At 42.5% G+C, this 26,712-nt stretch carries 20 protein-coding genes; 6 read left to right on the forward strand and 14 right to left on the reverse strand.

The annotated features are described in order from the left end of the window. Positions 1–21 precede the first annotated feature (21 nt). Entirely contained in the window at positions 22–615 is a 594-nt protein-coding gene (locus JIG37_RS21865) for a Fic family protein (protein ID WP_166338735.1), read from the reverse strand. After that, a complete protein-coding gene (locus JIG37_RS21870; protein WP_166338734.1) occupies positions 605–763 on the reverse strand; it encodes a hypothetical protein in 159 nt (52 codons plus the stop codon). The genes JIG37_RS21865 and JIG37_RS21870 overlap by 11 nt, the downstream gene beginning before the upstream one ends. A 195-nt stretch (positions 764–958) precedes the next feature. Between JIG37_RS21870 and JIG37_RS21875 the strand changes: the two genes are divergently transcribed. From JIG37_RS21875 to JIG37_RS21885, 3 genes are all read left to right on the forward strand, one after another. Further along, positions 959–1,999, forward strand: a complete 1,041-nt coding sequence (locus JIG37_RS21875) for a helix-turn-helix domain-containing protein (RefSeq protein ID WP_199530277.1) — start codon at positions 959–961, stop codon at positions 1,997–1,999. Positions 2,000–2,204: 205 nt separating this feature from the next. After that, positions 2,205–3,878: a hypothetical protein gene (locus tag JIG37_RS21880; protein WP_199530278.1), complete on the forward strand. Its 1,674-nt coding sequence runs from the start codon at positions 2,205–2,207 to the stop codon at positions 3,876–3,878. A 125-nt stretch (positions 3,879–4,003) separates the two neighbouring features. Then, on the forward strand, positions 4,004–4,735 hold the full coding sequence (locus tag JIG37_RS21885) for a glutaredoxin family protein (RefSeq protein WP_199530279.1): 732 nt from the start codon (positions 4,004–4,006) through the stop codon (positions 4,733–4,735). 54 nt (positions 4,736–4,789) lie between these two features. Here the strand turns inward: JIG37_RS21885 and tldD are convergent, their stop codons facing one another. The 9 genes from tldD to JIG37_RS21930 form a co-directional block, all read right to left on the reverse strand. Then, positions 4,790–6,229, reverse strand: coding sequence for a metalloprotease TldD (gene tldD, locus JIG37_RS21890; protein ID WP_055021391.1), 1,440 nt, complete (start codon positions 6,227–6,229; stop codon positions 4,790–4,792). Next, entirely contained in the window at positions 6,226–7,056 is an 831-nt protein-coding gene (locus JIG37_RS21895; protein WP_187489759.1) for a carbon-nitrogen hydrolase family protein, read from the reverse strand. The genes tldD and JIG37_RS21895 overlap by 4 nt, the downstream gene beginning before the upstream one ends. Beyond that, positions 7,046–10,903 (reverse strand): YhdP family protein, encoded by a 3,858-nt coding sequence (locus JIG37_RS21900; protein ID WP_199530280.1) that lies wholly within the window; start codon positions 10,901–10,903, stop codon positions 7,046–7,048. Before JIG37_RS21900 ends, JIG37_RS21895 begins: the two co-directional genes overlap by 11 nt. After that, on the reverse strand, positions 10,903–12,375 hold the full coding sequence (rng, locus tag JIG37_RS21905; RefSeq protein ID WP_138616162.1) for a ribonuclease G: 1,473 nt from the start codon (positions 12,373–12,375) through the stop codon (positions 10,903–10,905). The genes JIG37_RS21900 and rng overlap by 1 nt, the downstream gene beginning before the upstream one ends. A 1-nt stretch (position 12,376) precedes the next feature. After that, the gene (locus JIG37_RS21910; RefSeq protein WP_138616160.1) at positions 12,377–12,946 is read right to left on the reverse strand and encodes a Maf family protein; all 570 of its coding nucleotides are present in this window, start codon (positions 12,944–12,946) and stop codon (positions 12,377–12,379) included. After that, positions 12,946–13,425: a rod shape-determining protein MreD gene (mreD, locus tag JIG37_RS21915; protein WP_054552785.1), complete on the reverse strand. Its 480-nt coding sequence runs from the start codon at positions 13,423–13,425 to the stop codon at positions 12,946–12,948. The genes JIG37_RS21910 and mreD overlap by 1 nt, the downstream gene beginning before the upstream one ends. Then, positions 13,418–14,260: a rod shape-determining protein MreC gene (gene mreC / locus JIG37_RS21920; RefSeq protein WP_054552786.1), complete on the reverse strand. Its 843-nt coding sequence runs from the start codon at positions 14,258–14,260 to the stop codon at positions 13,418–13,420. The genes mreD and mreC overlap by 8 nt, the downstream gene beginning before the upstream one ends. After that, positions 14,260–15,303, reverse strand: a complete 1,044-nt coding sequence (locus tag JIG37_RS21925) for a rod shape-determining protein (protein ID WP_054552787.1) — start codon at positions 15,301–15,303, stop codon at positions 14,260–14,262. Before JIG37_RS21925 ends, mreC begins: the two co-directional genes overlap by 1 nt. A 132-nt stretch (positions 15,304–15,435) precedes the next feature. Beyond that, positions 15,436–17,463, reverse strand: a complete 2,028-nt coding sequence (locus tag JIG37_RS21930; protein ID WP_054552788.1) for a formylglycine-generating enzyme family protein — start codon at positions 17,461–17,463, stop codon at positions 15,436–15,438. Between the two features lie 238 nt (positions 17,464–17,701). Between JIG37_RS21930 and JIG37_RS21935 the strand changes: the two genes are divergently transcribed. After that, positions 17,702–18,601: a pyridoxal-phosphate dependent enzyme gene (locus JIG37_RS21935; RefSeq protein ID WP_199530281.1), complete on the forward strand. Its 900-nt coding sequence runs from the start codon at positions 17,702–17,704 to the stop codon at positions 18,599–18,601. On the opposite strand, the gene JIG37_RS22960 is transcribed toward JIG37_RS21935, so the two are convergent. The 3 genes from JIG37_RS22960 to JIG37_RS21950 all read right to left on the reverse strand — a co-directional run bounded on the left by JIG37_RS22960 (position 18,598) and on the right by JIG37_RS21950 (position 22,657). Next, entirely contained in the window at positions 18,598–20,250 is a 1,653-nt protein-coding gene (locus JIG37_RS22960; protein WP_199530282.1) for an EAL domain-containing protein, read from the reverse strand. The genes JIG37_RS21935 and JIG37_RS22960 overlap by 4 nt on opposite strands. A 326-nt stretch (positions 20,251–20,576) precedes the next feature. Then, on the reverse strand, positions 20,577–21,269 hold the full coding sequence (gene ssb / locus JIG37_RS21945) for a single-stranded DNA-binding protein (protein ID WP_054552791.1): 693 nt from the start codon (positions 21,267–21,269) through the stop codon (positions 20,577–20,579). Between the two features lie 20 nt (positions 21,270–21,289). After that, entirely contained in the window at positions 21,290–22,657 is a 1,368-nt protein-coding gene (locus tag JIG37_RS21950; RefSeq protein WP_054552792.1) for an MFS transporter, read from the reverse strand. Between the two features lie 162 nt (positions 22,658–22,819). On the opposite strand from JIG37_RS21950, the gene uvrA reads away from it, so the two are divergent. After that, positions 22,820–25,639, forward strand: a complete 2,820-nt coding sequence (uvrA, locus tag JIG37_RS21955; protein ID WP_199530283.1) for an excinuclease ABC subunit UvrA — start codon at positions 22,820–22,822, stop codon at positions 25,637–25,639. Positions 25,640–25,651: 12 nt separating this feature from the next. Further along, the gene (locus JIG37_RS21960; protein ID WP_054552794.1) at positions 25,652–26,707 is read left to right on the forward strand and encodes a hypothetical protein; all 1,056 of its coding nucleotides are present in this window, start codon (positions 25,652–25,654) and stop codon (positions 26,705–26,707) included. The last annotated feature ends 5 nt before the right edge of the window (positions 26,708–26,712 follow it).

The following is a 26,712-nucleotide window of genomic DNA, read 5'->3' on the forward strand; positions in this document are numbered from 1 at the left end:
GGTAGTGATTTCAGTACACTATCAAAGCTCAGAAATTGCTTGACTAAAAATACGTTTAAGTAAATCTAGGTTTAAATTCACACCTGCAATATTCGCATCAATCCACTCTCTCTGAGAGATTGGAGGCCACGAAACCTTATAGCCGATGCTATATAACATTTCTTCAAAAAAGAAACGTAACACTCTACCGTTACCTTCGCGGAATGGGTGAAGTAAATTTAGCTCACAAAACAAGTCTGCCACTTTTTCAATTAGTTCATCATTATTCTGACAATTCGATATTGCCGGAATGGTTCGAAATAATTTGTTAGCTTCAGGCTCAATACGCGTCCAAGTACAAAAGCGGGTATTACCCTTGGAGATATCAACATCCCTAATTTGACCTGCCCACACATATAAGTCTTGAAATAAGTGGTGATGAAGATGTTTTAAATGCTCAAGTGAAAACTTAGATAGAGGTTGTTCGGGGGAGTCATAAGTTCTATAGCGTTCAGCGGTAAACTCAGCTTCAGCTTGATCTAATATATCCGATTCTCGAATATCTAATAAATTAATTAATACATCAGAGGCAGGGTAGCAATATTTATCTTGAGCTACCCCGTATTTATCGCGCATATTTACGCTTCAATTCAGCAATACTTTTGCCTTCACTATTAGTTTTCAGCGTTAGACCTTCATAGCTTAAACTGACCTTAAAGTTATCCATATCGGGCATAAACTTAGTTTTTTGCTGATTGCTAGTCTTAGCAGTTTTGGTAGTCATAAACCCTCCTGTAATACTGATAATTCTAGCTTATTCAAGCATAAATTGCCATTAATCAACTTATTCGAAAGTACAGCCAAAAAGAAGAGAAAAAGGCAATTAAAATACTGACCAATTTAAACTTTTTAATGCCTATGATTACAAAGTGAGGGGGAGTTGTTAAACTCAGCTAAAAGAATAAAAACGTAAACTACTTTGCAATCAATCACTTTATTCCCTGTACACCTTGTACAGAGTATCTTTCTGTTCCAAATGTTATTTGGTGCATTATTAATTAATAGCCAAAAACAAAGTCGTTCCTTGGTGCTGCTGTTTGCATTTCAAGGCTGTGTGTGCGCCTTTAACCTGCTAGAAGGGTTAGGGTTTTCTAGTTACTTAATTACCCCTGCATTTACATTACTGTATGGGCCTATGATTTACTTTTTTACCTTGTCGATTACAGGTAAACAGCCCTTTAAAACATCACACTACGCGGTACACTTAATTCCTGCGGCTATTTCCTTGGCCTTTACCCACTACACGCAAGCGATCATTTTACTTGGTTCGCTCAGTCAACTTGGTTATTTCTACTTCGCTTATGGCATTTTAAAGCGCTATCACAAACAACTTATGCATGCGCGCTCAGATGCTGAGAGCCTTAAATTAAAGTGGCTGATCAAAGCATTATTTATTTTTGCCATTATTGTCGTATTTGATTTGCTGCGCATGAATATGCAACCAATCACGCCGCTCGATTTAAAGATGCACTGGTATTTATTAAACGAAATACTGTTACTGCTAATGTTTAGCTTTTTGTTGTTTCACACCATCAAAAATAGCTTTCAATTCGAACCAGTCACATTGCCTGAAGAACCCGAAGCTGAACAAACTGATTCGGCTGACGAGCAACTAGCGCAGCAAATTTTCTCAACCATTGATAACTTGGTTATTAACGAATCGCTTTATCGACAACCTAGGCTCTCACTAAACGACTTAGCAAATCAAACCGGGCTCGGTAGTAAAGAAATATCTTGGGCTATTAACAGCTCTACGGGGAACAACTTTTGTGAGTACATCAACCAGCATAGAGTGAATGATGTTAAACGCGAAATAGAGCAAGACTCACCTCAAAAACTCAGCCTGATAGAGCTGGCATTTCAAGCAGGCTTTAATTCTAAATCGACTTTTAATGCCGTGTTTAAAAAAGAAACGGGATTAACACCGAGTCAATTTAAGAAGCAAACGCAAAAGAATTAGCTCATAAAACAGACAAAAAACGTCCTAAATCCTGTTTTAGGACGCTTTTTTACAACTCAAACGCTAATTTAAACAAAAAACAACTTTGAGACTCCTGATGTACAAGTCCTATTTTTTACTACTAACTTTGTGCCTATTAATAAACTTTTCGGGTTTTGCTTTAGCAACGAATCACTCTTTAGAGGTGACGAACCAAGCTTTAAAAGTGCAGCCAAGTCGTGTTGGTGCAAGCGATCCAATCGCTTACTTTCAATCGAAAACAGCAGCAATAGAATTTGCTAAACAACAAAACTGGGCTCAGGTGAATAAACTCACAAAAATGCTCATTAATGAATATCAACACGATGGCGATACTTGGTATGTACTTGGCCTCAGTTATTTTCAATTGGCCGATTACCAAAATGCCAGCAATGCTTTGCAACGCGCACTTGCAATTGGGACTAGCTTAAAAGGCATTCCTAATGGGGCCAGTAACCCAAACGATTTAATGGTTAAAATTGCAGAGGCATACGCAGAGCTTGATAACCAACAGCAAGCCGAGTATTGGCTTAAAAAAGCACTAGCAGCAAGATGGGATGACCGCCCAACACTTGCTGGCACCAGCTTATTTAAATCTGGTATTAACCCTTACTTTGAACGCTTTGCACAATCAGCCAGTTATAAATCACTTGCAGGTAATAATTTGGATACTGAACTCAATCGAGATCAAAAATGGCGCGCCGATTTAGCGTTTTTAGTTTCAGAGATCAAACGTTTACACGTGGCAATGTATCAAAACATGAGCTCACAACAGTTTGCAGAAAAAGTAGCTGAGATTGATAAGTCGATTCCTATTCTAACCGATCAGCAAATTGTTTTTCAGTTTATGGAGCTAATTGCATTACTTGGCAATGGTCATAATCTATTGATCCCAGCATGGGGTGAAACAGGCAACTTTCAGCAACTACCATTCCAGTTTTATCAATTTAGTGACGGTTTATACATCAGCAAAGCAAGTAGCGATTACCAGCAATATGTTGGCTATAAAGTTGAGGCATTTGCCGATACACCAGCCCAGCAAGCTCTTGAGTTAACTAAACGTATTAATGCTCGCGATAATGAAATGCAAACCCTTTGGTTGGGTCCCTATTATTTAAGTTTGCTTGATGTGCTAAACGGGCTTGGCATTAGCAAAGGGAGCGAGGTAACACTTACGCTCAGCTCACCACAAGGCGCTATCACCACAGTTACACCAGCGCTCAAACCAATGCAATTTACAGGTTTTCCTAAGTTACCAAAACTTGCTGAGCACCCTACGCTTAGATACTTAGCAAAAAACAATACGCCGTTTTGGAGCGAACAAATCAAAACAAATAAATTACTGTATGTGCAATTCAATGATGTGCGTAATAGCAAAGATCTCACCCTTACTGAATTTGCCATGCAGCTACAAGAACAAATCAAACACGATGATATTGAGCATCTGGTATTGGATCTTCGCCATAACAGTGGTGGTAATGGCTCGCTCACCCCGCCTTTGGTGGCAACGGCCGCATTTTTTAAAGTATTAAAGCCACAAGGAAAGTTATTTATATTAATTGGCCGCAATACGTTTTCGGCAGGTCATGATGTAGCAGTTAAGATTGCCAATATAGTGCCAGCGATTTTTGTAGGTGAATCATCAGGCACCCGCCCTAATGTGGCAGGAGAAGCAGGCTGGTTTAATCTACCATACAGTAAACAAACAGGCCTTATTTCGAGCCAATTCCACCAGCAAAGCCGTGCCGAAGACCATCGTATTTGGTTAGCACCGGATATGCCAATTACGCTTTCTGCAAAAGACTACTTTGCAGGTATCGATCCGGTCATGGATGCTATTTTAACCATAACTAAGCAATAAACAGTACTGGCATAAACCTTGTAACTGTTAATAAAGTAACCAGTTATAGCAAGAATTTGCCCTTATTTACTGTGTAATTAAGCAATTATTACGCAGTAAACAAGGCATTTTTACAAGGAGGCACTGTGTCTAAGTCTGCAATTTTATATCGCATGGTGACCGATGAGCATATTTGCCCATTTGGTTTAAAATCAAAAGATTTACTAGAACGTCATGGTTACGATGTTGATGATCGTCACTTAACCAGCCGTGAGCAAACTGACGAATTCAAACAGCAGCATGATGTAAAAACCACACCACAAACCTTTATCAATGATAAACGTATTGGCGGTTACGATGATTTGCGCGACTTTTTTAATCTGCCCGAGGCAGGTCAACAAGGTACCAGTTATACGCCTGTATTAGCGATTTTTACAGTGACCATGCTACTAAGCTGCGGTTTTACTTATGCCAGCGGTGAAGCTTTATTTTCTATGCAAAATCTGATGCTGTTCGTGGCATTATCAATGGCGGTATTAGCGATACAAAAGCTGCAAGACTTATTCAGCTTTTCTAACTCATTTATTACCTATGACTTACTAGCCATGCGTGTCGTGCCCTACGCCTATGTTTATCCATTTATCGAGGCGTATGTAGCGATAGGTATGGTGGCTAAATTACCCGCCTTAGCTGTTGCACCATTTTCATTATTTATTGGTGGTATAGGTGCGATATCGGTTATTAAGGCTGTGTATATCGATAAACGAGAACTGAAATGTGCCTGTGTTGGTGGCGACAGTAATGTGCCGCTCGGCTTTATCTCTCTGAGTGAAAACCTATTTATGATAGCCGCGGGTATATGGATGCTATTGGGCTAATACAAAAACGCGAGGGATTACCCTCGCGTTCATTTTAACTATTAGTGAGGATTATTAAGCCGTACCACCCACGGTTAGGTTATCAATTTTAAGGCTTGGTTGACCCACACCAACAGGTACGCTTTGGCCATCTTTGCCACACACGCCAACGCCTTTATCAAGCGCTAAGTCGTTGCCTACCATCGAAATTTGCTGCATCACTTCTGGGCCATTGCCAATCAGTGTTGCGCCTTTGATAGGTTGCGTGATTTTACCGTTTTCAATTAAGTAGGCTTCAGAGGCACTAAATACAAACTTACCTGACGTAATATCCACTTGGCCGCCACCAAAGTTAGGCGCGAAGATACCTTTTTTCACTGAGCTGATGATATCAGCTTGGCTGTGCTCGCCACCTAACATATAGGTGTTGGTCATACGCGGCATAGGTAAATGAGCATACGATTCACGGCGTGCGTTACCAGTAGGGTTAACACCCATCAAACGGGCATTGAGCTTATCTTGCATGTAGCCCTTTAAAATACCGTTTTCAATAAGCACGTTATACGCAGCTGGTGTCCCTTCGTCATCCACGTTCAATGAACCACGGCGATCAGCAATGGTGCCATCATCCACGACTGTACACAGTTCAGATGCCACCTTTTGACCTACTTTACCGCTAAACGCTGATGCGCCTTTACGGTTAAAGTCACCTTCTAGGCCATGGCCTACCGCTTCGTGTAGTAACACACCCGGCCAACCTGCGCCTAGCACGACTTCCATGCTACCGGCAGGTGCATCGATTGCTTCTAGGTTTACTTTTGCTTGGCGAACAGCTTCTTCGGCGTATTCCATCCAGCGCGGTTTGCCATCGACTAACTCTTTAAAATAGCCATAATCTAAACGCGCACCGCCCCCTGCACCACCGCGCTCACGACGGCCGTTCTTCTCAAGTAACACTGAGCAGTTTAAGCGAATAAGCGGGCGAATATCGGTGGCAAAGGTGCCATCACTTGCAGCAATTAACACTTCTTCATAAACCGCCGACATTGAACTGATCACTTGCTCAGCATCCGGCGCTAATTGACGAATATAGTTTTCAAGTTCACGTAGCAGGCTTACTTTGTCATCGTTGCTCATGCTTTGAATTGGCTGATGCGGCGCATACTGCTCTTTAGCAGCTACATCACTGAACACCTGAATTGTTTTGTTTTCGCCAGCATTGGCAATGCTACGCGCAGCCGTTGCTGCTTTGTTTAACGCTTCAAGGTTAATCGCATCTGAGTATGAAAAACCGGTTTTTTCACCGCTAACAGCACGCACACCCACACCACGCTCAACGTTGTATGAGCCTTCTTTTACTAAACCGTCTTCAAGCACCCAAGATTCGTGATGGCTCGATTGAAAATACAGGTCGGCATAGTCAACTTGGTGCTGATGAATAAAAGCGAGCGTTTTTTCTAATTCTTCTCTTGTTAATTGGCTGTCATGTAATAAATGCTGTTCAACCGTGTTCATAATAAATGCTCTCTAAATCGTTGCTGAGACTGCACAGGCATGTCTTGGCGAATTGTATTCAAGCGGTTTAAATCAAGCTCATGGCTGATAAACCCGGTACCAGAGGCAAGCTCACTGAGCGTTTCTCCCCATGGTGAAATAATAATGCTGTGGCCATATGTGTGGCGGCCATTTTCATGCTCGCCCCACTGCGCTGCGGCAACCACATAGCATTGTGTTTCGATTGCCCGCGCAGCTAATAAAATATGCCAATGAGCAGCGCCGGTGACTGTGGTAAAGGCACTGGGCACTAAAATAAGCTCAGCCCCTTGGCGCTGCATGGCGGTGAATAAGCCACTAAAACGTAGATCATAACATACTGCTAAGCCAATTTTACCAAATGGCGAGTCGACCACCACAATATCATTGCCTGCTTGCGTCGCATCAGACTCTCGGTAACTGCGGGTAGTGTCGGCTACATCTACATCAAATAAATGAATTTTATTGTACTGCGCAACCACATCGCCTTGGTTGTTAAATAAAAACGAGGCGGCTAAATACTTACCATTTTGCTGCGAAACAGGCAGGGTGCCAGCGGCTAACCAAATATCATGTTGCTTGCATAAATCGGCAAGTTGCGCTTTATATGCCTCACTTTGGTGACCTAATTGATAGCTTGCTTGGCTTTGCTTACTAAAGATCAAAAAACTTTCGGGTAAACACACTAGCAATGGCCGAGTTGCAGGTAACTGATTCAATGTCTCTGCTAAAAAAGCGAGATTTTGCTCAGCATTCATACTTGAGCACATTTGTACTGCAACAACCTGTGGGTGAGGATTAGCCTTCATTATTATCTAAACTCGCTGAAGATGCGGCATCTTTTAATTTTAGTTGCGTCGACGACTGCGGCTGGCTTTGCGCGGCTTGCGGTAACGTCACTTCACGGCTCTTACGATCAACTTCTTCGACAACAGGGTCGTTCATACTGCCTGTTACTTTAAAGTTGATCTCTGAGATCACCCGCGCTGAGTGAATCACTTTGTCGATTGCCAACGCAGCAAGACCACTTACCGGATTAACCATCCATGCCACAATCACTGGAATACTCGACGTTACCTGCGGCGCAACCGCTAGATCGTAATCAATTTCAAAGGTATTTAAGTTTGTATGGCCTTTAATCGTTAAATCAGCAGGCACACCATCAAGTTTGGTATCTTGAGTGTAAGCAATGCCCTTTTCTAGCTGCATCGTGCCTTGCATGCTGTTATAGAAAAAGCCTTTGGAGAATACATCTCTAAAGTCCAGTTTCAGCTTACGCACTAACGAGTCTAAACTCAGTAATGAGAATACTCGCGCACCACCATCACTGATCTCAGCAAGGTGTCCTTCACCTAAACGCCAATCTAACTCACCGGCTAAACTTGGTACATCAAAGCTATAAGGTGCGCCTTGCCAAGCAAGATCAAACTTAATATTGGCGTCAGAGTCTTTTACTGTAGTAGTGATATCAAACTCATCAAATAGCGCACCAATATCGTCACTTTGTAAGTTACCACTAAAGCGTGTTTGCCCATCGGCAAATTGCCCTTTACCGCGCAATACGTGATCGCCTTTGTCGATGACCAGCTCAGTAAACAAAAGTTTATCGTTCTCCCCAACTAAGCTGCTTTTAATTTTATCGAGCTGATACTCAGCGACTTTACAATCTTCACAGTTAAACTCGATGGCTGGGACTCGGGTTAACCAGCTTAAATCTTCAGGTTCAGTGCTTTGCTCTGTTTGCTCTGCAACTTCGTTAAAATTAATACGCAGATAGTCAGTAAAAATTTGAATTGGTCTGCGTGTTTCACCGGTTGGGATCAGTGCATCGGCACGTAATTCTTTAGCATTTAGCTTTAACTCTAAATCTGATTGTTTTGGCGCTAAGCGAAATTCAAAATCATTAAAGTCGATATTGTGTAGTGCCAGTTTATTAAATTTGCCCGTTACGTTGTTGAATGCAGGCATCACACTTGGCGCATCTGACTTAACTTTGGTAAGCGCAATAATTTGATCAATTAAGCCAAACCAAGGCACTATTTCGGTTTCTGGTAAATCAATAGATACCGCAAAACCTTCACGGTTCAAACCTAAATCTTGTGCACCTAAAATTAAATGGGCATTACTAAATTTCTTTTCGCCATTATCTAAAATCGCATTAAAAAATAACTGCTCATCAACATTTGCGGTGATCAAATTAGAAATACGGTCGCCCTGTACCACTGCAGTTAATGGCCATTTCTGCTCTGCGCCTTTGTTATAAGGTGCAGGTAGTTGGCTAGTCACACCGATTAAATTACCACTCACATCGGCGCGGTAATTAAAGTCATTCGGTAAAAAGTTAAGCGACACATTAATATCTACATCACTTTGGCCGCTTAAGTAACCGGCCAGTAAACCATGGGCCTGTTCAATTAAAGGCTCAGCTTCAAGCGCTAACTTTATAGCAATTTCAGCGCGATAGTTATCAGCCACACTTTCACTGTTATAACTTGCAGTGAGCGGCATACCCATCCAATCTGCTTTGGCATTTTTTAAGTCGATTTTATCGTTGTTAAACTTAACAATACCGGTCATGTGATTAAGTGTGATCCCAGGCTGTGCAAGGTAAATCGGAATATTAGCTAACTCAACTTCACCAATCGCATCAACATGACCAGATTCTAGATCTACTAATAATTCAATTTCAGCCTGCGCTTCCCCTTTCGCTTGAACTACCTCAAATACATCAGCTAACGGTTTTGCTAACGGAGTCGCAGAAAAGAAGGGATTAAGCTTATCGCCATGGGCGCGTTTATTAATAGCAACTTTTAAGACATCTGCATTCATTAAATCGGCAATACTGACATGCACGCTATCGCCAAGGACTAGATTAACCAGCTTGCCCGACTTGCTATAGATATCCATGCGCTCATTTTCGAAATGTAAAATGACGTTGGCATCTTCAACTTCTGGCCAGCTTGGTGAAAACTTATAGTTCGCGTTTTCAACATTCGCTAACACTTCAAATTGACCTTGCTGCTCTTTGAACGGAAACCCTTTAAATGGCCCTGAGAACAACACTTGCGCTTTATTTACTTCGCCACCTTTAATGGCTCCATTGAGGTAGCTAACAAGGCTTTTGCTCATGACAGGTAACGGAAAATAATGCCCAGCGACTTTGGCATCAGGGGCATAGGCTTCAGCATATAAATCTAACCGCGGTTCATCAGTCAGGCTGAGCATCATCTCAGCAGCCACAGTTACTTCGTCGTTATCAAGCCAAATATTATCGCTACTAATGCGCCAGCCATCATCATAATGATGAAGGTCTAGTTCTACATTTAATTGGTTATAGGCAATATCTTGGCTAAAGCTGCCGTTTGTTAATAGTTGATTATTCTCGCCATAAAGCTGAATTCGCCCAGCTGATTGATTAATTAAGCCATTAACGCGGATAGCTTGCCCACCCGGAACACCTTGCAGCGACAGCCAATTAATTTGTTCGCCCTGAAACCAAAGTTGCCAGTTATCCTGCTGACCTAACTCAAGGTAGGCATCACTTAACTGACCATTGGGTTGACGAGCTAAAAACGGGGCAAGTACTTCAAAGTTACTTAACTGCGATAACTTGGCCAGCAATGCAAAATCAAATTGCTTTAACCAAATTTGATTTTTATCGCCAAGCTGAGCTTCAAATTGTAAGGTTGGCCATTGTTTTAAATCGCTTTCAAAGGTAAGTCCGGTGCTTTTTAAGCGCCAGCCACCTTGCTTTGGAAATAAATGAAAACCACCTTCGCTTAAACTAATTTGATGCGCTTCTTGGTTTTGTTGCCAGTTGATAAAACTCGGTAGCCACTGCACTTTTACATCGCTGATCAGGCCTTTATCAAGGCTAAACCAAGTTTGTAAGTTGATGTCTGAATTAAGCTGCTGCTTGTCGGTATTAATATATTGTGCCAGCCATTTAGATACATCAACGTTCGCCGCTTGCACATAGATATCACCTGCCATGGTTTCGAGGGTCGACCCATTCAATGCCATACGGGCGTCAAAGCTACCAACAGAAATTCCTGGTAGCGCTAATGTACCTGAGCCTTGATGTTGCTCAGGGGTATTTTGCCAGACAATGTTTTCAAGAATGAGCTTACGCTCTTTACCATCATTGAGGATAAAGTTAAGGCTACTATCTTGCACTGCAAAGTGCCCTGTTTCACCAAGAAACAAACCTTCAATAAGTTCTTTTTGCTCAAAGTTACCTGATTGTTGATTAGTGCCTAAATCAAGCATCGTTGGTAAATCGACATCAGCATGAAAACCATTGATCACAAAGTAGCTCGATTTAAGCTGACGGGTTTTTATAGATTCCCATAAGTTAACTTCAAGGCTCGCTTTATCAATGGTGAGTGCAATGGGTGAGGTTTGGTTATCTTCAAAGGAAATATCTTCGATAACTAAAGCAGGTCCTTTCCCCTGCCAACTGGCTGAGATTGAGCCAATCGCTAAATTTACATCAAAACGTTCATACAAAAACGCTTCAATGTCATCTTTATAGTCATTCGCGTATGGCAGTGAATACTTTACCACAGAGACAATTACGGCCAGCAGTACGAGAGTAATAGCAAATACTTGCCATAACTTACGTAAACAATAAAAGCAGACCGTTTTTGCCTTCATTACATCATTACCACATCAAACTGTTCTTGGTTGTATAAACTCTCTGTTTGAATACTGACTTGCTTACCAATAAATAGTTCCAGCTCAGCAAGGTTGTGATACTCATCATTGATCAATGCTTCACTTACCGAAGGCGATGCGTAAACCATGAACTTATCAGCTGCATAGGCACGGTTTACCCTCACGATTTCACGCAAGATTTCGTAGCAAACCGTTTCGACCGTTTTTTGCGAGCCGCGCCCTGAACACGCTGGACACACATCACAAAGAATGTGCTCCAAGCTTTCGCGGGTGCGTTTGCGGGTCATCTCTACTAAGCCTAGTGCAGATAAGCCATTTATGTTGGCTTTTGCACGATCTTTTGCAAGCGCAGATTCAAGTGAATGCAATACTCGGCGTTTGTGCTCATCACTAATCATATCGATAAAGTCGATGATAATGATGCCGCCTAAATTACGTAAACGTAGCTGACGAGCAATCGCTGAGGTTGCTTCGATATTAGTATTAAAAATGGTCTCTTCGAGGTTACGATGGCCAACAAACGCACCGGTATTTACATCAACGGTTGTCATCGCTTCGGTTTGGTCGATAATTAAATAACCTCCCGATTTAAGCTCAACTTTACGATGTAGTGCTTTTTGGATCTCGGTTTCAACATCGAATAAATCGAAAATAGGTCGCTCACCCGGGTAGTATTCTAATGCTCCCGATAACAGCGGCACAAATTCTTCAGTAAATTCTTTAAGCTCTTGATAGGTTAGTTTTGAGTCAACACGAATACGCTCCATGTCTTCACCTACGTAGTCACGTAGAGTACGAAAAGCCAGTGTTAAGTCTTCATGCAAGATACTTTCTTTACTGGTTTTTTTGCGCTTAGTGACGATTTTTTGCCACAGCTTTTTTAAAAATTCCGCATCGTGACGTAGCTCTGCTTCAGATGCACCTTCTGCTGCGGTACGAACAATAAAGCTGCCGTCATCATCACCATATTCAGCAACAATTTTCTTTAAACGCGAACGTTCTTCTTCGGTTTCAATACGCTGGCTTACACCTACATGTGTTGCATCTGGCATAAACACTAAATAACGAGAAGGAATCGTGATATCGGTTGTTAAGCGCGCGCCCTTGGTACCTAGCGGGTCTTTAACCACTTGCACCATGATATGTTGACCTTGGCGCACAAGCTCTCGAATATCTTGTACTTTTTTGATTGGCTGTTCGTCAACGCCTTCTACAATTGAGGCACTGTTTACAATGTCTGATGCATGTAAAAAGGCGGCTTTCTCTAAGCCAATATCGACAAACGCAGCCTGCATACCCGGTAGTACGCGGCTGATTTTACCTAGGTAAATATTGCCCACGATCCCAAGGTTGCCAATTCGCTCTAATTGGATTTCTTGCAGTACGCCATTTTCGATAAGCGCAACGCGACTTTCGCTCGGTGTAACGTTGATCAGTAATTCGGTGCTCATGTTACCCTCTTAAAAATTCGTTTAATAACTGCTCTGTCTCATATAAAGGTAAGCCGACAACCGCAAAATAGCTACCCGAAAGATGACTCACAAAGCGGCCACCTAAGCCTTGAATGCCATAACCACCGGCTTTATCTTGCGGCTCACCACTATGCCAGTAGGCATCAATTTCCGCATCGCTTAGTGGTTTAAATGTAACATCGGTGACAACAAGGCAGCTTTTTACTTGCTCACTATCAGCAATTGCCACAGCCGTCATCACTTGATGAGTACGGCCAGATAAGCGCTTCATGGTGGCGGTAAAATCAGCTTGGTCTAGCGGCTTACCAAGTGCGGTATCATCAATGACAACCACGGTATCGCTGCCAAGTACTGGGCGGTCGGTGTAACCCATAGCAACGCCCGATTGTGCTTTGAGTTTGGCTAGGCGCTCTACATAGTCACGCGGGGCTTCGTTTGGGAATTGGCTTTCATCAGCATCAACGCTAAATTGAGAAAACTCAACGCCAAGTTGGCTGAGCAACTCTTTTCGGCGCGGTGATGCAGACGCCAAATAAATTGCGGTTTGCATTATCTAATCCTGAAATGACGGCGATATTTACGCAAAATTAAGAATATCCACCACCAACAAAGCATGCCGGTTAGCACTGGCCACATATAATGCGGGCTAAAATAAACGCCCATTAAAAAGTGGTTAAGCCAAAATTGCATGAGGTGGTAAAGCGTTAAAAACAAAGCAATTAAAATGCTTTGCTGCCATAAAGAAAAGTTTCTAATTTTTTGGAAGTTACTCGCAGTGATAAATATACACACCGAATAAGTCAGTGAGTTCACACCGAGTGGCGAACCTGATGCAAGGTCCATTAATAAACCAACGACCCAGGCTGTGCCAATATTTAGACGGTGCGGCACCGCTAACGACCAATACATTAATACCATTAACACCCAATCTGGGCGGTATGGCTCAAACGAAATTGGTAACGGCATTAGTGCCATTACCAATGCAAAAAAGATACTGATAGCAATCAGCAAAGAGTGACGACTATTCATTGCTGATGCTCTCCTGCTGATTACGCCACAGCACAACCAATAAGCGAATACGGTCAAGTTGCGCAATTGGCTCAGCATAAACTTGCGCAAAAGGACGCCCTTCATCGCGGTTAATTTCGGTCACCACGGCAACCGGATAACCCTCTGGGAAGGTACCACCAAGACCAGACGTAACCAAAATATCGCCAATGCGAACATCAAGGCTATGCGGTACATGCGAAAGCTTTACCACGTTAATTTTACCAATGCCCTCAACCACGGTACGCACATCGTTACGTAAAATACGCACAGGTGTGGCATGAGTTGTATCTGTCATCAGCAGTACGCGCGAAGTAGTTGACCCCACTTGAGTGATTTGCCCCACTACACCCATTTCGTCAATCACAGCTTGGCCTTCGCTTAGGCCATCGGTTGTACCACGGTTAATAACCACTTGGTGGCTATACGGATTTGAGTGAACAGAGAGGACTTGTGCAATAATTTTACGGTTTGATTGTTTAGCCGATGAACCGAGTAAAGCACGTAATTTATCGTTTTCACGAGATAGAAATTGCAGTTGTTGTAATTGTTCGCTTTGTAGTAACTGCTTCTTTTTTAATGCTTCGTTTTCGGTTAAAAGCTGTTCGCGGGTATGCAGGTTCTTCGCGCCAATACTAAATAGCTCATACGGCAAGTTGGCAAGGTAAATGAGTGGGCTAACTAGAGTGTTTAGGCTGGTGCGGATTGTTGTACCACCTTGCGTGTAGCGATCGCCCACGATCAGCACGACACTCAAAAGCACTGCGACAAAAAGCCGCAGTTGCAAAGAGATGGTACGACCAAAAAGTAACTTCATTAGTCGTAGCTAAATACGTCACCACCGTGCATATCAATCATTTCTAGTGCCTTACCGCCGCCACGTGCAACACAGGTTAATGGATCATCAGCAACCACAACTGGGATACCAGTTTCTTCCATTAATAAACGGTCTAGATCCTTTAATAATGCACCACCACCGGTTAATACCATACCGTGAGCAGAGATATCAGATGCAAGCTCTGGTGGAGATTGCTCAAGAGCAACCATTACCGCGCTTACAATACCCATTAATGGCTCTTGCAGTGCTTCTAAAATTTCGTGCGAGTTAAGGGTGAATGAACGCGGCACACCTTCCGCTAGGTTGCGACCACGTACTTCAATTTCAATTGGCTCATCTGTTTTGAAAGCCGAACCGATTTGGTGTTTGATGTTTTCGGCAGTTGCTTCACCAATTAAGCTACCAAAGTTACGACGTACATAGTTAATGATAGCTTCATCAAATTTGTCACCACCGATGCGTACAGATGAAGAGTAAACCACACCATTTAATGAAATAATGGCAACTTCAGTTGTACCACCACCGATATCAACAACCATTGAACCGGTTGCTTCAGACACTGGTAGGCCAGCACCGATAGCCGCAGCCATTGGCTCTTCGATTAGATAAACTTCACGAGCACCGGCACCCATAGCCGACTCACGAATCGCACGTTTTTCTACTTGTGTTGCACCACAAGGCACACAGATAAGAACACGCGGGCTTGGGCGCATAAAGTTGTTGTTATGCACTTGCTTGATAAAGTGTTGTAGCATTTTTTCGGTCACGTAGAAGTCAGCAATGACACCGTCTTTCATTGGACGAATCGCTTTGATGTTACCCGGTGTACGACCTAGCATTTGCTTAGCTTCGGTACCGACAGATGCTACGCTCTTAGGGCCACCAGCACGCTCTTGACGAATAGCAACAACTGAAGGCTCGTTTAATACAATACCTTCTTCTTTTACGTAAATTAGGGTATTGGCTGTACCCAAGTCGATCGATAGATCGTTTGAAAAAATACCACGGAGTTTTTTAAACATGAGGCTGGATGACCTTTGAAAATTCGTTCTTATACTAGCTGCTCTCACTCTATCATGCTAATCATGAAAAAGCGCAACTGCTTTAATTAAATTGCTAAAAAAGGAAGCATCCATTGCTTCCTTTTTAAATTCTTATCGTTCGCGTACTAAACGGAAACCGATATAGTTTGCACGAAAATCTGGCGCTAAGATTAAGCGCGTTGAAACGCGTGCTAGGCTTGGAGCAAAATTCCATGCACCGCCTCGAACAGCCACATCAGACTGCCCTGACTTTTTGTTTGTCCATTCCCACACATTACCTACTGTATCGTATAGGCCGAATGCGTTAGGAGAAAACGACCCTGTTGGTGCTGCGCTCCTGTTTGACCATTCGCTTCCACACCAGCCACAGTTCGCTAAATTTTTACCAATTTCGTTACCCCAAGGGTATTCAGTTTCTTTACCTGCACGTGCAGCGTATTCCCACTCAACCTCGTTTGGTAAACGAAATAACTGGCCTGTTTGACCCGATAACCAATCTGCATACGCTTTGGCATCGTTGTAAGTTAAACAAACCGCCGGGAAATCGCTTTCTTGATCAAAACCCGGATTGCGCCAGTTTAGAGTTGCTTCCCAAACTGGTTCACCATTTAAGTAATATGCACAGCCGCGATCTTTTTCTGCTTCTGTTTTATAGCCGGTATTCGCAACGAATTGCTCATACTCACCAACGCTTACTTCTTTGCTTTGCATTGCAAATGAGTTAGCAATGGTTTTTTCTACCACTGGGCGCTCATTCGCTAACCCATTGCCGTTAATGTCACCCATCTTAAATTTACCAGCGGGAATAACTACAATGCTGGCAGAACTGGTTTTATTAACAATACTTGCAACAGGTGCTGTTACAGGTTGCTCTGGTGCCGCTGTCACTTCAGCAACAACTGGCTCAGGCACTTTAACTAGGTTTGCATTAATGGTTTGTGCTTTACGCAGATCAATTCGCGCTTTATAGCTTTTGTAGCCACGTTTGCGAATTTCAATATTGTGAAAGCCCTTTGGTAATGACGTTGTTAACCTAGTTGCACCATAGCTCACGCCATCAATAAACACTTCATCATCATAAACATTTGAACGCAGTGTTAATTCAACCATTTTAGATTTATTTTGATCAGGTAATGGTTCAACCTTAATTGGCTTTTTTACAGAATAATCGCTTACAGGTTGCTCATTAAAACGTGATACAGAAACCACTTGATTATTATCCTGAGAGTTACTGAATGTTAACTGACTATCTGAATACGTTGCGTCGTAATTTGCTTGATAATTACCGGCCAAAGGCGTGCCATAATCTGCACAAAAACGATTGTCTAAATTAAGTAGGCTACATAAACGACTGCTGTTTACATCACCGCGCATGGTCACGCTTAAATTAACGTTGTAGTTACCTTGACCACTAAAAGCACTGTTCACGACATGGCTACTTAAAATCTTAACCTGTGCACCGGCAAGGTTACGTTTCGGTTCAACTAAACGCTCTTCTGTTAAGTTAGCAAAAATCTGGTCTACAAAACGTTTAGTGGCTTTTTGTAAACCCATTTGTTGGCCGCGCTGTTCACAGGCAGCAAGCGTTTCGGTACGCTTACAGTTAATCGTATGATTAACTTCTAGCGTGCCTTCACGTGTAAACTCGTTACGTAAACGCTCAACACGTGCTGTTGCTAACTGCTCTTTTAAGCTTTCTAAGGTATTCAGCTGAGTGTGCTTAGATACACGAATTTGCTCGATATCTTTTCTATGCGAAGCAATTGCCGCCAATTGCATCGAAATATCATCTTTGTTTTGTTTATGATCAACCACAGCTTTTTGGTAACGCGACTGCGCATTGCTGATATCAAGAGTTGGGTCATCAATCAGTCGGCGATACATCTCGTTCATTGCATCTAGCGCTTGGTTTTTTTCTTTATCTAGCTCAGTTGAGCGGGCGCGCAATAATTCGAGTTGTTTTTGTAACTGACTTTCTTCTTTTAGGTGTTTTTCGAGGATTAGGGTCGAGTTATCGTATTCGGCTTGTTTTTTACTGATCTCTGATTCAATGCCAGTTACCGTAGCTGTATCTTGTGCAAATGCACTTGTCGCTAGCAAACTAACTGAAATTAACAGAGATAAAGGAGCAATTCGCATATATTCCATTCCCAAAAAGCGGCAATTATTTGGTCATTATTATTTTTTATAATTAAACTCTTATGCTATGTACTTGCAAGGCAAAACACAAGCTTTGTTCAATTATTATCTCAGTTTACCTCTATTACCTTAGTTGATGCCAGTAAATAACAAAATCATTTTGGTTTAATTGACTAATTTCTATCTCTAAGACGACTTTGCTACAATTGGGCGTGTTTATTTACTAAAAAATGATACCGTGAATAGTTCTTTTGAATCACCAGTACAAACAATTCATCACCCCTTATTAGCGGCACGTAAAGTTCAGCTCAGCATCAAGCGTGATGATCTTATTCACCCGCAAATTAGTGGCAACAAATGGCGTAAGCTAAAATTTAACTTGCAAGCCATGCAGCAACAGAAGAAATCTGAACTACTCACTTTTGGTGGTGCATTTTCAAACCATATTCATGCCACAGCAACTGCGGGTAAACTATTTGGTTTTAAAACCCACGGCATTATTCGCGGCCCTGAGCTAGACGAAGCAAATCCAACACTCAACTACGCAAAGCAATGCGGTATGAGCTTACACCCAGTAAATCGAATTACTTACCGGTTAAGGCACGACCAAACTTACCTAGCACAATTGCAAGCACAATTTCCTAATGCCTACATACTGCCAGAAGGCGGCACCAACGCAGCTGCGCTTTTAGGTTGCAAAGAGTTAGCACAGAGCCTACCAAGTTCTGATGTGATTGTTTGCCCTACTGGCAGTGGCGGTACATTGGCGGGGTTAATTGAAGGCGCACCGCAGCACACAAAGCTGTTAGGTGTCGCAGTACTGAAACAAGCGCACTACTTAATTGATGAGATAAAGCAGCTAAGCAATAAAGCAAATCAGCAACAAAACTGGCAGCTGCTTTGCGACTTTCATGATGGTGGCTACGGAAAGTTTAGCGATAACTTGTGGCAATTTTGCCAAACTTTTAGCAAGCAACACACTATTGCGCTTGAGCCAATTTACAGCGGTAAAATGCTCTTTGCTGTATGGCAACTTATAGAGCAAGGCTACTTTGCTAAAGGTTCGCACATCATTGCAATCCATACAGGTGGGCTACAAGGGTTAACTGGCCTGAAATATCGAGGCCTGATAAGCTAACTATGAGGTGTTATATCTGCTAACTTCTGCAAAGGTTCAGCAAAGTAAAAGCCTTGCGCGGCAATAACACCTAAGTTTTTTAAGGTCGCAAGTTCGTTCTGTGTTTCTACTCCAACTGCATAGACAGGAAAGTTTAGCTCTGCCCCTTTAGTAATTATTTGCTTAACAATTTTTTGTTGCTGAGCACTTGTGTCTATATTATGAATTAGCTCTAAAGCTAGCTTAATACTACAAATGTTATTAATGCCTTTGTAGGTCGCTAGGTGCTCACTGCTGCGTACATTATCAATAACTATACCTGCCGAGAGTTTTTCTAAACACTCGAACTGTGTACTAAGCTTTTTATGCTGTTTTAAATAATCATCTTCGCTGAGTTCAAATTGCAACCTGTCGATACACTTAAAGTCATCTGTCTGCTGATTTAACCAATCCCAAAACTCATCATTGAACCAGTTCATCGCATGCAAGTTAATACTTACCTTTAAGCTACCAGACTCATTCAACAACATCTTTTTTACTTGTAAAATTACGGTTTTATCTAACAGTAAAACATCTTTTTTACTACTCATGTGTGGAATAAAGTGCCTAGCAGCAAGCAAACCTAAGCTTTTGTGTCGAATACGGATCAATGCCTCATGCTGCAAAATATCGCCCGTTTGCAAGTCAAATAACGGCTGAAAAAACAACATAAAGTGTTTTTTCTTTATATACTCAAAAAGATGTTCTTTGCTATCAGCCAGCATGTTTGACTGCGTGTGACCAAAAGGTAAGCGATGAATATGCTGCCAAGCGCTTTGTTTCGCCAGTGCTAATGCCGATTTAGTAAGCTGATAAACCACTGCCTGATCAGCCCCTGTGCGGTAATTACACACACCAATTTTTATATCAGCGCGAGACAAATCACTACGGTAATTTAAACAAGCTTGATAGATAACTTGATGTAGTCGCTTTGTGTATTTATCAATTTCAGTGGCAGGTACATTATTTAAGGTGACAGCGATACCGCCAGAAGGCAGTAATTTAACAGAGCGATTTACAAGCTCACCAAAGCCTTTAGCAATCACTAATTTAAAGTAGTTATCGATATCAAGGTTAGCAGGAAACGGGCTTTTCCAAAAAAATAGTGCAAACAAATGATTATAATTAGTTGGCACACCATATAAGATATTCAAATCTTGGTGCGCTAATGGTTTTGGAGATGTCAACTGCTTTGGCGGTGCCTCAACCACTTGCTGCTCTTGGCTTTGTATTTGTGGCTGCTCTAAGGTTTCTAATTGCTTGAACATTTTTTTCCACCAACGGAAACCCCAATACCCAGTGCCAAGCAATATTAAATTTAAAAATATAAATAAGTGACTTTCAACTAACCATGAAGGCCAATGAAATAAGCGTAAATTAACGGTCTTATAGCTAAAAACCTCCTGCTCAAGATCGATGAAATTCGCAAAGTTTTGCGGAACGTCGCTAGCATTCATTGCAAAGCCTTGGCTTTTAACTAATGTGGCAATGATATCTTGCGACACAACCGGATCAAGGTTCAGCTCATACACCTGCTTGGCTAGTTCAGTGCCTGTTCGGTGCACTTTGTCGTGTAACACATCACTTAAAAAAATATTAAAAACAACTAACAGCAAAAATGCGGCCGCCACGTAGATGGCCTCCGGTTGCTTTATTCGTGAAGTTAAGTCTCGTTTCATTTCACAGGTTAGTTGCTTAAACATACACAAAGTGTTGTTCAAGAACCCTATAAATACAAGGCTGCGGGGCGATTTAAAGCAATATCAGAAATATCCTATAACCAGCGCTGTCAAAAGTTTTGTAATTTTAAACACCTAGCAAAAACAGTTTATGAGAATTATTTTGTAATCAACACAACCCAAACAAAAGTAGTGATTACGAAGTATTGCGTAAATAAAAAACCCAGCAACTAAGCTGGGTTTTAAAAACTAACTCTACAATCTAATTATATTGTGAATTAGAACGGGATATCGTCATCAAAGTCGATTGGTGGTTCCATTGGATTTGATGCGCCGCCTTGTGGGGCATTTTGAGGCTTAGGTGCAAAACCACCTTGTTGAGGTGCATTGTTTTGCTGCTGACCATAACCGCCACCATATTGGTTATTGCTCTGCTGCGGTGCAGACTGCTGTTGTGGACGCTGTTGCTGCTGTGCTGGCGCAGACTGTTGCTGTGGAGCATAGCTGTTATTGCTTTGTGATTGCTGTGCACCACCGCCGTAACCGCCACCTTGTTGCTGACCACCTTGGTAACCGCCTTGTGATTGACCACCTTGATAGCCACCGCCACCACCTTGCTGCTCACCACGACCGCCTAACATTTGCATTTGACCGCCCATGTCTACCACGATTTCTGTAGTGTATTTTTCTTGGCCTGATTGATCAGTCCATTTACGCGTTTGTAAACGACCTTCGATGTACACTTGTGAACCTTTACGAAGGTATTCACCAGCAACTTCTGCTAGTTTGCCAAATAACACGACACGGTGCCATTCAGTACGCTCTTGCATTTGCCCTGTGTTTTTATCTTTCCAGCTATCTGTCGTAGCAATGCTGATATTCGCTACGCCATTGCCATTAGGCATATAACGTACTTCTGGATCTTGGCCTAAATTACCAACCAAGATAACTTTGTTCACACCGCGTGCCATGGAACTTCTCCTATAAAACGTTAGATTAAACCAGCCACTTTGCGTGCTTGGTCTAGGTCAAATTCTTTATCATTAATCTTTAAATAGCTGCGATTTTCATCACAGACAACCGTTGCTTCAATTACGCCCGGTAAAGCAACAAGACGAGAAGCAAGCGCTTGTGCCTGCTGCTCTGAACTTAATTCAGTCATTAAGCTAATTATTTTACTTCTTGGTGGGACTTGCATATTCCAAGCAAGGATAAGCCATATTACCCCAACAAGTGCCGCCGCCGCAAACACTGCTTGCGCACTTAATGCTTGAGCAACGTAACCCCCTAATAAACCACCTAAAAAGGCACCAAAAAACTGCGTAGATGAAAATACCCCCATCGCAGAACCTTTCTGGTTTGCTGGGGCAATACGCGAAACAAGTGCAGGCATGGTTGCTTCTAAAAAATTAAAAGCAATAAAGTAAACCAACATACAAATACCGATGCCAATCACCGAATCAACCCATAACGACATCGCGAGCATACTTAAAACAAGCAGTGCGATTGAGCCAATAAAGGCTTGTTTTTCTTTTTCTTTACGAATAGCCACAATCATCATTGGTGCCATCAAGAAAAACGCTAAAAACAGCACAGGGATATATAAATACCAATGATGGTCTGCGACTAAGCCGTCTTTTATCAGTTGGCCTGGTAAGGCTACAAATACGGTAGTTAATGTAAGATGAAGCAGCATTACGCCAAAATCGAGGCGTGCTAATTGTGGGTGTTTAATCAGTTGCTTAATATCATCAAGCGTAGCAAGTGTGTCACCTTTTGGCGCCTTATTGACAGCATTAGGCACCAAAAACAACACAATTAAAATACCTAAAATGGCCAATCCTGCGGTAAGCCAAAATACCCCAGCAACTCCCCACGATGCAGCAACAATAGGCCCTAGTAGCATAGCAACGGCAAAGCTCATACCAATACACATACCAATAACGGCCATAACTTTCGGACGCTGTTCATCACGGCTTAAATCAGAAGCAAGCGCCAATAAGGCACTGGCAATTGCCCCCATGCCTTGTAGTGCACGCCCTAGCGTAACCATTTGCACAGACTCAGCGGTTGCAGCAATAACAGAGCCAAGTGCAAACACACAAAGGCCACCAATAATCACTTTTTTACGACCAATTTTATCAGACAACCAACCCATAGGGATTTGCAGCACGGCTTGCGTTAAACCATAAGCACCAATAGCAAAGCCAATCCAAAGCGGCGAAAACCCTTCTAATTGCTGACCATAAATCGCCAATACTGGCATCAGCATAAATAGGCCAAGCATACGGAATGCAAATACGCTCGCCAACGAAACGGCAGCGCGTTTTTCTCGAGAGTTGAGTGAAGATGCTGTCATGAATTACTGATCTTGCTGTCTATTAAAATTTGAGCGTGGATTCTACCACAAGCGAAAACTAAATAATCACCTGTAAGTGATGATTTTTTCTTTGATCAAGGATTAATCTTATCGCGTATTATGAGATACTGAAAAAATAATTAGGTAATAAAACGAGATAGCATGGAAAACATTGAAGTCCGAGGCGCCCGTACGCACAATTTAAAAGACATCAGCCTAACCATTCCCCGTGATAAGCTGATAGTTATCACTGGCCTATCTGGTTCAGGGAAATCGTCTTTAGCGTTTGATACCTTGTATGCAGAAGGGCAACGTCGTTATGTTGAGTCACTGTCAGCGTATGCACGACAGTTCTTATCACTAATGGAAAAACCCGATGTTGATCACATCGAAGGTTTATCGCCGGCTATCTCTATCGAACAGAAATCAACGTCGCATAACCCGCGTTCAACGGTCGGTACGATTACCGAGATTTACGATTACTTACGTTTATTATTTGCCCGTGTAGGTGAGCCTCGCTGCCCTACTCACGATTTACCGCTTGCAGCACAAACGATCAGCCAAATGGTCGATACGGTTTTAGCGCTTCCTGAAGGAAGTAAGCTAATGCTATTAGCGCCAGTAGTAAAAGATCGTAAAGGTGAGCACGTTAAGCTGCTTGAGCAACTCGCAAGTCAAGGCTTCATTCGCGCCCGTATCGATGGCGAAGTCTGTGACTTATCAGATCCTCCGACCCTTGAGCTTCATAAAAAGCATACTATCGAGGTCGTGGTTGACCGTTTTAAAGTTAAAGATGGCCAACAACAGCGTTTAGCTGAATCATTCGAAACAGCCCTTGAGCTATCAGGTGGTATTGCCCATGTAGCGGCAATGGACGATTCACTCAGCGAAGATATGCTTTTTTCTGCTAATTTTGCCTGCCCAACGTGTGGCTACGCTATGAGTGAACTTGAGCCGCGTTTATTCTCGTTTAATAACCCGGCAGGTGCGTGTCAAAGCTGTGATGGTTTAGGTGTGCGTCAGTATTTTGATCCAAACCGTGTTGTACAAAATCCAGAGCTAAGTTTATCGGGCGGTGCAATTAAAGGCTGGGACAAACGCAGCTTTTATTACTTCCAAATGCTGCAAGCTGTCGCAGAGCATTATAAGTTTGACCTAGAAGTGCCTTTCCAAGAGCTTAGTAAAGAGGCCAAAAAGGTAATTCTTGAAGGTTCTGGCAAAACTAAAATTGCCTTTAACTATCGTAACGACCGTGGCGACTTAATTACGCGTAACCATGAGTTTGAAGGCGTTTTAAATAATATGAATCGCCGCTACCGTGAAACCGAGTCAAACTCAGTGCGCGAAGAGCTTGCTAAATACCAAACAAGCCAAGCGTGTCCGAGCTGTCATGGCTCGCGACTACGTGAAGAAGCTCGCCATGTATTTATAGGTCAAACAAACTTGCCAGCTATCACCACAATGAGTATTGGTGAAAGCATGGCATTTTTTGATGGCTTGAATTTAACTGGTCAGCGCGCACAAATTGCCGAAAAAATTCTCAAAGAAATTCGCGACCGTTTATCTTTCTTAATCAATGTCGGCCTTAATTATTTATCACTTGAGCGAAGTGCCGATACCCTTTCTGGTGGTGAGGCTCAGCGTATTCGTTTGGCAAGCCAAATTGGTGCAGGCCTTGTTGGTGTTATGTACGTACTGGATGAACCATCAATTGGTTTGCACCAACGCGATAACGACCGCCTACTAAAAACCCTTATTCACTTACGCGATTTAGGCAACACCGTTATTGTGGTTGAACATGACGAAGATGCCATTCGCGCTGCGGATCATATTATCGATATCGGCCCGGGTGCCGGTGTTCATGGCGGCCATGTTATTGCACAAGGTACCCATGACGATATTCTAGCTAGCAAAGATTCAATCACGGGTCAGTACCTCTCTGGCGAAAAGAAAATCGAAGTACCGGCGGCTCGCCATCAAACTACCGACAAATGGCTTGAGTTATTTGGTGCCACAGGTAACAACTTAAAGAACGTTGATTTACGTATTCCATTTGGTTTAATGACCTGTATCACAGGTGTATCAGGCTCAGGTAAATCGACACTTATCAACGACACTTTATTTAAACTGGCTCATACCGAGTTAAATGGCGCAACGACCGCAGAGGCGGCACCGTATAAGTCAATCAAGGGTCTAGAGCATTTTGATAAAGTGATTGATATTGACCAAAGCCCAATTGGCCGTACTCCGCGCTCAAACCCAGCAACTTACACCGGTATTTTCACCGGTATTCGAGAGCTATTTGCGAGTACTCAAGAAGCCCGTTCACGTGGCTATAAAGTGGGCCGTTTTAGCTTTAACGTTAAAGGTGGCCGTTGTGAGGCTTGCCAAGGCGATGGTGTGATCAAGGTAGAAATGCACTTTTTACCTGATGTGTATGTACCTTGTGATGTATGTAAAGGTCAGCGCTACAACCGTGAAACCCTCGAAGTACAGTACAAAGGTAAAAACATTCACCAAGTACTCGAAATGACCGTAGAAGATGCCCGTGACTATTTTGATAAAATTCCGGCTATTGCACGTAAACTGCAAACCCTAATGGATGTAGGCTTGTCGTATATTCGCTTAGGTCAAGCTGCTACTACCCTCTCTGGTGGTGAAGCACAGCGTGTAAAACTAGCTCGCGAACTTTCAAAACGCGATACAGGTAAAACCTTATATATCCTTGATGAACCAACTACGGGTTTACACTTTGCTGATATTCAGCAATTATTAGTCGTGCTTCACCGCTTACGCGATCACGGTAATACCATTGTTGTTATCGAGCATAACCTTGATGTGATCAAAACCGCAGACTGGATTGTCGATTTAGGCCCTGAAGGCGGCTCAGGCGGTGGTGAAATTTTAATTTCTGGTACACCTGAAGACGTTGCCGATTGTGAGCGTTCACACACAGGAAGGTACTTAAAACCATTACTATAAAAAGGATATTGCGTGCGTAGGTATTTAAAAATTGCAAAATGGCGCGCTAATAAACAGTTTCAACAACAGCAACGTAGCTGGCAGCCTCATAAAACGAGGCTGGTTGAACAGTTAAAAGCCATTTGGTTTAACTTAAGTACCGCGCAAAAGCTCTATCTTTTAGCATTAAGCAGCCTGATTGTTCTGCAATCGGGCTGGTTAAGTGCCACCATCACCATTATTGCGCTTGTTATTGAGTTTTGGCCCAAGTTTAACCAACTTTGGCACTCGCTTGCCGGCAAAGCACTGATTTTAATCTTCTATGCCAGTATCGCTAATTTTGTGTTGGCTGGTGCAAGCGGCATAGTTAATGATGTAACTCATGTCTCAGCTAGTCACTTTAACTACACACATAACTTTGCCACCTTGTTATATTTACCACCTTGGGCAATGGGAATAACCCTAGGTACTTTATTGTTATTTCAACTTTTTTTACCTTTTTATATTTTTGTTTTATTGCTGATAAAGCCATTTGGCTCTGAGCGAGTTAAGTTTATTAGTCAAAGCTACTCACCATTATTAACCGCCATTGTACGCTTTGTTTTAGCGTCGGTAGTCTTTATTAACTTAATTTCATTTCTTGATGATAAGCCACCTGAAGAAGTGCTCGACAATATGGTCAGCACCTTTGTGGATAGTAAAGTCATTGCCAAGGAATCAGGTGAAGAACAGCAAAAAGCAGTCGAAGAACTTGGTAAAAAGCTCGAGCAACAACTTCCTGAAAATACACAAAGCTCAGCCCCAAGCCAAGACGTAGATGTAGAAGTTGACGGCGAAACCGCCGAAAACCTTCGTCAGTTTCTAGATACCAAAGGTTACTTTGAACGTAGCAAACGTTTAATTGCCATGTTTGCTTACAGCTTTGAAGCCGATAGTTATTCACGCTGTTTAAAAGCAGAAAACAGTAAATCCGTTGAGCTGAATGATTATGAGATTGTGCAAGTAACCCCTGATCACCATGCTGAGTATGGCTATCGATTTGAAGTCATTGCGTGCGACTCGCCAGGCGTTACCCCAGTAGAAAAATAGCGCAG

Source organism: Pseudoalteromonas sp. bablab_jr010 (assembly GCF_016464105.1).
GTDB classification, from domain to species: Bacteria; Pseudomonadota; Gammaproteobacteria; order Enterobacterales; family Alteromonadaceae; genus Pseudoalteromonas; species Pseudoalteromonas simplex.

Coding starts and splice junctions, on each gene's coding strand:
- mreD (WP_054552785.1), bottom strand. CDS start 13,425: ATGAATAGTCGTCACTCTTTGCTGATTGCTATCAGTATCTTTTTTGCA.
- JIG37_RS21930 (WP_054552788.1), bottom strand. CDS start 17,463: ATGCGAATTGCTCCTTTATCTCTGTTAATTTCAGTTAGTTTGCTAGCG.
- JIG37_RS21910 (WP_138616160.1), bottom strand. CDS start 12,946: ATGCAAACCGCAATTTATTTGGCGTCTGCATCACCGCGCCGAAAAGAG.
- rng (WP_138616162.1), bottom strand. CDS start 12,375: ATGAGCACCGAATTACTGATCAACGTTACACCGAGCGAAAGTCGCGTT.
- JIG37_RS21900 (WP_199530280.1), bottom strand. CDS start 10,903: ATGAAGGCAAAAACGGTCTGCTTTTATTGTTTACGTAAGTTATGGCAA.
- JIG37_RS21950 (WP_054552792.1), bottom strand. CDS start 22,657: ATGACAGCATCTTCACTCAACTCTCGAGAAAAACGCGCTGCCGTTTCG.
- ssb (WP_054552791.1), bottom strand. CDS start 21,269: ATGGCACGCGGTGTGAACAAAGTTATCTTGGTTGGTAATTTAGGCCAA.
- JIG37_RS21895 (WP_187489759.1), bottom strand. CDS start 7,056: ATGAAGGCTAATCCTCACCCACAGGTTGTTGCAGTACAAATGTGCTCA.
- JIG37_RS21925 (WP_054552787.1), bottom strand. CDS start 15,303: ATGTTTAAAAAACTCCGTGGTATTTTTTCAAACGATCTATCGATCGAC.
- uvrA (WP_199530283.1), top strand. CDS start 22,820: ATGGAAAACATTGAAGTCCGAGGCGCCCGTACGCACAATTTAAAAGAC.
- JIG37_RS21870 (WP_166338734.1), bottom strand. CDS start 763: ATGACTACCAAAACTGCTAAGACTAGCAATCAGCAAAAAACTAAGTTT.
- JIG37_RS21865 (WP_166338735.1), bottom strand. CDS start 615: ATGCGCGATAAATACGGGGTAGCTCAAGATAAATATTGCTACCCTGCC.
- tldD (WP_055021391.1), bottom strand. CDS start 6,229: ATGAACACGGTTGAACAGCATTTATTACATGACAGCCAATTAACAAGA.
- mreC (WP_054552786.1), bottom strand. CDS start 14,260: ATGAAGTTACTTTTTGGTCGTACCATCTCTTTGCAACTGCGGCTTTTT.